Below are 7,246 nucleotides of genomic sequence, written 5' to 3' on the forward strand. Positions count from 1 at the left end.
GTATTACCTTGCATGAGGATGATTTTCTAAAACTAATACACAAAGTTATCCACAACAATAGTGGATAACCCAGCAAAACCTATCAAGCATCGGCGATTGCGGGGTTATTCTTGTTTATAAATTTTTTCAATGACGAAATATTTTATGCTGTTTTAGAATTGATTTTCGCTATTCGTTGTTCAAAAACATCTCAATCATTGTTGAAATAAAATACTTTTCATGTAAGAAAAATCGACTGAACAACCGTTCTCGACACCAATTTTAACTAGCTCAAAGTAAATAATTAGTTAACCAATGAATCAATGGTTATATATTTACCTATATTATTTTTATCATCTGATTCACTCAAATGAGGAATAATCCCCAATAAAGGTGCGGGCATCATATGCTTTAGTGTCTTCAAATATGCCACCTGATGTTTGCCTGCCGGCTCAATTTCATTAGCAACCCAGCCCACCAGTTTCAATCCAGCATACTGAATAGCTTTCGCGGTTAATGCCGCATGGTTAATACAACCTAATTTGACACCGACTGTCAAAATTACCGGTAAATCTTCCTGAATCACCCAATCAGCAAAAGTCGTATTGTCCGATAATGGTGTATACCATCCCCCAGCCCCCTCAATCAAAACCCAATCAGATTTCTTTTCCAATGCTCTCAATCCCTTTGATAAAACAGAAAAATCTATTGGTTGATTAAGTTCTGCGCTCACAATGTGAGGCGATGTAGGTTCAATAAATACCAGAGGATTCACTTCCTGGTAAGTTAATGACACTGTACTATTACGTTGTAGAGCCAGTGCATCACCATTATGCATCCCTTCAGCTGTCATCTCACTCCCTGATGCCACGGGTTTGTAACCCGCAGTCTGATATCCTTTTTTATTGGCAGCTTGCAGCAAAGCACAACTAACAACTGTTTTACCTACTTCAGTATCGGTTCCTGTAAGAAAATATTTATTTGTCACAATAAATGACTCCAAAAGCAATTTGATAGCTTAATGGGTAATTCCCATTATTCCGTGGATATGCTTCAGCAAGAATATTCAGACGTTTTCTCGTCATTAATCCCTGCTGGCGACCGTGATGAAGATGTGTTGCACCGATCCCTTTTAGAGAATTCAGCAAGGGCAACAGTTGCGGGTAATGCTGGTGATATTCCTGCTTAATGACTTTATGTCGATAGGGTTGGCATGCTTGCGTGATTGTCCCTAATGGCAGAAATTGATTGATATGCCAATAATCATCCACGTGCTCCCATGCTGCTTCCAATTCATTCAGCGAACCCTGCGCTAGCGTGGAAAATACGATAAGGCCACCGGGACGGGTAACACGATAAAATTCCCGCAATGCACATGGCAAATCATTGCACCATTGTACCGCCAGATTGCTGAAACAGAGGTCTACGCTGTTATCCGCCAGTCCCAAATGTTCAATATCCCCTTGCAGATAGTAATCGGCGACTTGCTGTCCCTTGGCATGACTCAACATGCCGGAAGCCAGATCCAGTGCAATAACTTGTTTACCCTGCTGTTTCCAGCGAGCACTAAAAAAACCTGTTCCACACCCTGCATCCAATACCCGCATACCGATATTTTCCGCTTGTGCCAGCTCCATCAAATACTCACCTGTTTGCTGTTGCAGTTTAGCCACAGTGTCATACTTGGAAGCCGCGCGTCCAAAAGCGCCGGCAATCGCTTGTTTGTCAACGGATTTAACAGCCAGATCCATGCAGCGCCTCCAGTAATCTATCAATATCGTGCTGTGTATGATTTGCTGTCAGCGTAATGCGCAATCGTGCGCTATCAGGGGGAACCGTTGGTGGAAGTATCGCTTTGACCCATACTTTTTTTTGCCTGAGCACATGAGATAGTGCGGTACAGCGTTCATTGTCCCCAACGATTAATGGCTGGATGGCTGTTTCTGAATTCATCAATACAAAAGGTAACTGCTGCACTTCACGACGAAAGTAACGAATATTGTTTTGCAATCGCTGGCGCAACTCATCTCCTGCTCTGATTTGTTGTACTGCTTCGGAAAGTGCCACTGCCTGCGCAGGTGGCATTGAGGTACTGTAAATCAGGTGCCGGGCATATTGGAGCAAGTATTCTGCGGTTTGCTCATCACATAAAACTGCGGCTCCGCTCAATCCAAATGCCTTACCAAAGGTGATGATCAAAATCTCCGGTTTAACATTTTGCACCCAGCAACTACCACGTCCTTCATTACCATGAATGCCGATGCCATGGGCATCATCCACCATCAACCAACTTGCTGTAGATTTTGCTTGCTGTGCAATAGATTCAAGTGGAGCACAATCTCCATCCATGCTGAAAACACCTTCCGTTACTACCAGCGTTTTACCAGCACACGCTTTTGCCAAGTGTTGCTGTAAAGATCCCATGTTATTGTGCAGAAAACGCCGACATTGTGCCGGAGAGTGCATTGCGGCTTCCATCAACGATGCATGGCTCAGGCGATCAGCAATAATGCGATCTTCTTTTTCCATCAAAGCCGCAATCACGCCTTGATTAGCGGCATAACCAGAAATGAACAATAAGGCGCGAGAGTATCCCAGCCACTCAGCCAATTGTTGTTCCAGAATATTATGTGCAACGGTGTAACCTGTAACATGTCCTGAGCCTCCACTGCCCACACCATATTGTTGGGCACCTTGCTGCCAGGCAGCAATAATCTGGGGATGTCGGCTTAATCCAAGATAATCGTTACTGGAGAAATTAAGGTACTGGCCGTCTGAAGTACATAGTAAACGCCCATCAGATCCCTGATGGACTTGTCTATTACGCCATAGCGAAGTGCCCCGACGTTCGGCCAAACGTCGGGAGAGAGAGTCTGACCAGCTCATCATATTGCCGCATTATAGAATTGTTCGTTATCAGCATTATGAATAATGGCTTCAGTCAAGTGCTCCTGCTGTTGATTGTCACCAAATGCCGTTTTTGTCTGTTGAGGATTGATGCCCAAACGACGGAACAGTTGCAGATCTTTATCTTCTTCTGGGTTTGGTGTAGTCAGCAATTTGCAGCCATAGAAAATGGAATTGGCTCCTGCCATAAAACACATGGCCTGAGTTTGTTCATTCATCTGTTCACGTCCTGCGGATAAACGGACATGAGATTTTGGCATCATGATTCGCGCCACAGCAATGGTACGAATAAAGTCAAAAGGATCGACATCTTCATTGTCTTCCAGTGGCGTTCCTTTTACTTTCACCAACATATTAATCGGTACACTTTCCGGCGGCTTAGGTAAATTCGCCAACTGTACCAATAACGCTGCACGATCACGAATTTGCTCTCCCAAACCAACGATACCGCCCGAGCAAACTTTGATACCCGCATCCCGGACATTATCCAAAGTGTTCAGTCTGTCCTGATAACTGCGCGTGGTGATGATATTGCCGTAAAATTCTGGCGAGGTGTCCAAGTTATGGTTGTAATAGTCCAGACCAGCCTCTGCCAAGCGTTGTGCCTGTGATTGATTCAGCATTCCCAACGTCATGCAGGTTTCCATTCCCAGCTCTTTGACGTCTTTGACCATTTTTTCCAAATACGGCATATCACGTTCATGCGGGTTTTTCCAAGCTGCCCCCATGCAGAAACGGGTTGAACCCGCATTTTTAGCTTTGTGCGCTGATTCAATGACTTTTTCCACTTCCATCAACCGCTCTTTTTCCAGACCAGTTTTGTAGCGGGAACTTTGTGGGCAATATTTACAGTCTTCTGGGCAAGCCCCCGTCTTTATCGAAAGCAGTGTACTGATCTGTACTTGTTGTGGATCAAAATGCTCGCGATGTATTTGTTGTGCCTGAAATAATAATTCAAAAAAAGGTTTATCAAACAAGCCCTGTGCCTGATTAATTGTCCATTGTTGACGCTCGCTCACAATAACATCTCCGATGTGAAAAATGTTGTCAGTTTAAATAACGCCGTTATCATGTCAACCAAAATGAACTCAAAAAGGTTTACAACAAAGTTATTATGACTCCTTCAGATCTTGAATTTGACCAGCACCATATTTGGCATCCATATACCTCAATGACGAATCCACTTCCGACCTATTCCGTCGCATCAGCCACGGGTGTGGAGCTGGTTTTATCAGATGGGCGCAAATTGATTGATGGCATGTCTTCATGGTGGGCTACTATCCACGGTTATAATCATCCGGTTCTCAATGAGGCGGCAAAAGCACAGATCGATAAGATGTCTCATGTTATGTTTGGCGGCATAACTCACCTTCCTGCTGTTGAACTGTGCAAACAATTAGTCGCAATGACACCTGATTCTTTGGAATGTGTTTTTTTGGCGGATTCAGGATCGGTTGCAGTAGAAGTTGCCCTAAAAATGGCATTGCAATATTGGCAAGCCAAAGGGAAAAAACGCCATCGCTTTCTGACGCTGCGTCATGGTTATCATGGTGATACTTTCGGAGCTATGTCTGTCTGCGATCCGGATAATTCCATGCATAATTTGTATAAAGGCTATTTCCCCAATCACTTGTTTGCCGATGCTCCGCAATGTCAGTTTGGTGATGAGTGGCAACCGGAAGATATCGATTCTTTGAAGCGATTATTGTTGCAATACCATGATGACATTGCCGCTGTCGTTTTAGAACCTATTGTTCAGGGTGCTGGCGGAATGAGGATTTATCACTCTGAATATCTACGCCAAATTCGCCAACTTTGTAATAAATATCAGATCTTGTTGATTGCAGACGAAATTGCTACCGGATTTGGTCGAACTGGCAAGCTATTTGCTTGTGAACATGCACAGATTGAACCGGATATATTGTGCTTAGGCAAAGCATTGACGGGGGGATATATGACATTATCCGCCACACTGACGACCCGCCATGTTGCTGAAACTATTAGCCAAGGTGAAACAGGCTGTTTTATGCATGGCCCAACTTTTATGGGAAATCCTCTGGCTTGTGCTGTTGCTAGTGCCAGCCTGAAATTACTCTCAGATAGCCCGTGGCAACAACGTATTCAATCAATTGAAACTCAATTAAAAGCTGAATTACTCCCCCTCAAACCACAAAATTCGGTCAAAGATGTTAGGGTCTTGGGGGCTATAGGTGTTGTTGAAATGAAACGGCCCGTTGATGTCGCTTCATTGCAATGTCATTTCGTTAAACATGGTGTATGGATCAGGCCATTTGGTCGATTAATTTATTTGATGCCTCCTTATATTATTCAACCCGAACAGCTATCGAGACTGACAAATTCCATTGCTGGTGCAATAAATTAAAAAATATTTAAAATTAATAAAATGAATCTCCAGCCACATATTTATTTATGTGGCAACATGAATAAAAACCCAGCAAAAATCGTATTTCATGACATTTCACGGCATTCATCAATACTTAATAATCATATCTCTAATAAAAAATAAAAGAATATTAAATTATACTCAAAAAACACGCCCTGATAAATATTAATCACCCAAAAAATGGCTCTTATATCACTATAAAATAGATTCTCTGATATATTCATTATGCAATTAAATTTATTTCAACAACAAGGAAAACATCATGAATACAGAAAATTTATTCACACCTTCCAATGAAGAAACTCAAGATGTATTTGAACTATCTCAAAATAGGTATGAACAAGAAATTGCACATTATGAAGCTCTGGTAAAAGAAAAACCTGAACTCGCTCATCTGTTTTCAGATAATGTCAAACCAGACTCATTAACCATCCCTGTTTTGAATCAAACAGAGTTCGTTAGTGGGTATTTTAACATTAACACATATCACCAATATGGCAGCTTTCCCTTTATCCAAATATCATCTCACTCCACTACCATTGGGCATGCACCCAATGTAGGAAGAAAAACTAACTTCAATGGCTATATTCAAGGCGGATATAACACTCCACTCTTGAATTTTAATAACATTCACCTTGGCGGAATAGTAAAATATCCTCACTCCATTGTAAATACACCATTAAACATTCAACTTTATATTTATCCAAGAAATATCATCTTACGTCTTCTCAAAGGAAACGTTTATTTGGGTGATTTATATTCCGTACAACAAAATCACATATTAATTACATATCCTATTGTTCTATCTGGTATTGGAACTTTTAACTTGATCCCATATCAATAAATTAAATTATTATTTTAGAACCAAGTAATTATTTTATATAATAACCAAATTATAAATTATAGTTATATTTTGTAGCAAAATCGTTGTTCCCGGTCACATAGCAAGCTATGTGACCGGGAACTCTTTTACTGATTTGGTGCTAATTTTATGATAAAAAATCAAACTTATATTTATAAGTAAAATTTCAGATTTGATTATACGTAATTAAAAGAACCCGCCCCTGAAAATACAATAGGCATAGGAGCCTGAAAATTATGTTGATAGATAGAAGATAAATCCCCTAAATAAATATATCCCTCAAAGAAACGCAAGATAACATTCTCTGGGTTAATGAATAGTTGAAAATTAAGAGGTGCATTTATGACTGACTGAATATTCTGTAATACACCAGCAAGGAAAAGGTTTTCAAAATGAACTTCTGGCATATCGTAACCACCCTGTATATATCCATTGAAAATAGCTTGTTGCCCATAATTAGGTTGGTATCCAATTGTAGTTGAATTAGAGGATATCTGGATAAAAGGATAATTACCATATTGGTGGTATGTGTTAATATTAAAATAACTGCTGATATATTCAGAAAAACCATTTCCATAACCACATAATGAAATCATTTTTGGATGTTTCACAAACAAATGTGCTAGCTCCGGTTTTTCTTTCGAAACAATTTCATAGTGAGATTTTTCCTTTTTATATAATTCATAAGATTTTTCAAAAGCCTTTTGCATTTCCTCCTGACTGGGAAGAGATAACTCTTTATTTTTCATAATTAATTCCTCTTTTATTTTTATATCTCATTCATATTCAAATTAATTAGTGAAATGTATCACGGAAACTGTAGTGCAGTAATATAAATTTATTATCAGGTGATGACTAATACTTATCAGTGGATCATTTTAAATTCATTAGAAAATTAAAAATAACAAATGGCGTTTTCAGAAGAGAAAAAAGGTTTATAGAAAATATATTTCATTTAATATTTTAATAAATATCCCATTAAAAATAAGTATCCCCCGGCATAGCCGGGGGTTTTTCATCTGCGCCTATAAGGCTCTCTTACCAGCCGCGCCCTAACAGGCGCATCGCAATCTGACATTTGCATTCTATTGATT

General features: G+C 40.1%; 7 protein-coding genes. 2 read left to right on the top strand and 5 right to left on the bottom strand.

Annotated features, from left to right (window positions below; all coding sequences use genetic code 11):
- Positions 1-283: 283 nt before the first annotated feature.
- From bioD to bioB, 4 genes are read right to left on the bottom strand one after another with little or no spacing between them, the layout of a single operon-like run.
- Positions 284-967: a dethiobiotin synthase gene (gene bioD / locus PSI23_RS06865; protein WP_273554379.1), complete on the bottom strand. Its 684-nt coding sequence runs from the start codon at positions 965-967 to the stop codon at positions 284-286.
- A complete protein-coding gene (bioC, locus tag PSI23_RS06870) occupies positions 957-1,730 on the bottom strand; it encodes a malonyl-ACP O-methyltransferase BioC (RefSeq protein ID WP_273554380.1) in 774 nt (257 codons plus the stop codon). The genes bioD and bioC overlap by 11 nt, the downstream gene beginning before the upstream one ends.
- Positions 1,714-2,865 (bottom strand): 8-amino-7-oxononanoate synthase, encoded by a 1,152-nt coding sequence (gene bioF / locus PSI23_RS06875; RefSeq protein ID WP_273554391.1) that lies wholly within the window; start codon positions 2,863-2,865, stop codon positions 1,714-1,716. Before bioF ends, bioC begins: the two co-directional genes overlap by 17 nt.
- Positions 2,865-3,905 carry a biotin synthase BioB gene (gene bioB, locus PSI23_RS06880; protein WP_273554381.1) on the bottom strand — a complete coding sequence of 347 codons (1,041 nt, stop codon included), beginning with the start codon at positions 3,903-3,905 and terminating at the stop codon, positions 2,865-2,867. Before bioB ends, bioF begins: the two co-directional genes overlap by 1 nt.
- 95 nt (positions 3,906-4,000) lie before the next feature.
- Here bioB and bioA point away from each other — a divergent pair, with 95 nt between their 5' ends.
- Positions 4,001-5,269: an adenosylmethionine--8-amino-7-oxononanoate transaminase gene (gene bioA, locus PSI23_RS06885; RefSeq protein WP_273554382.1), complete on the top strand. Its 1,269-nt coding sequence runs from the start codon at positions 4,001-4,003 to the stop codon at positions 5,267-5,269.
- 283 nt (positions 5,270-5,552) lie between these two features.
- Entirely contained in the window at positions 5,553-6,134 is a 582-nt protein-coding gene (locus PSI23_RS06890) for a hypothetical protein (RefSeq protein ID WP_273554383.1), read from the top strand.
- Between the two features lie 194 nt (positions 6,135-6,328).
- Here the strand turns inward: PSI23_RS06890 and PSI23_RS06895 are convergent, their stop codons facing one another.
- Positions 6,329-6,901 (bottom strand): hypothetical protein, encoded by a 573-nt coding sequence (locus tag PSI23_RS06895; RefSeq protein WP_273554384.1) that lies wholly within the window; start codon positions 6,899-6,901, stop codon positions 6,329-6,331.
- Positions 6,902-7,246: the final 345 nt, after the last annotated feature.

The organism is Xenorhabdus yunnanensis (assembly GCF_028598805.1).
GTDB classification, from domain to species: domain Bacteria; phylum Pseudomonadota; class Gammaproteobacteria; order Enterobacterales; family Enterobacteriaceae; genus Xenorhabdus; species Xenorhabdus yunnanensis.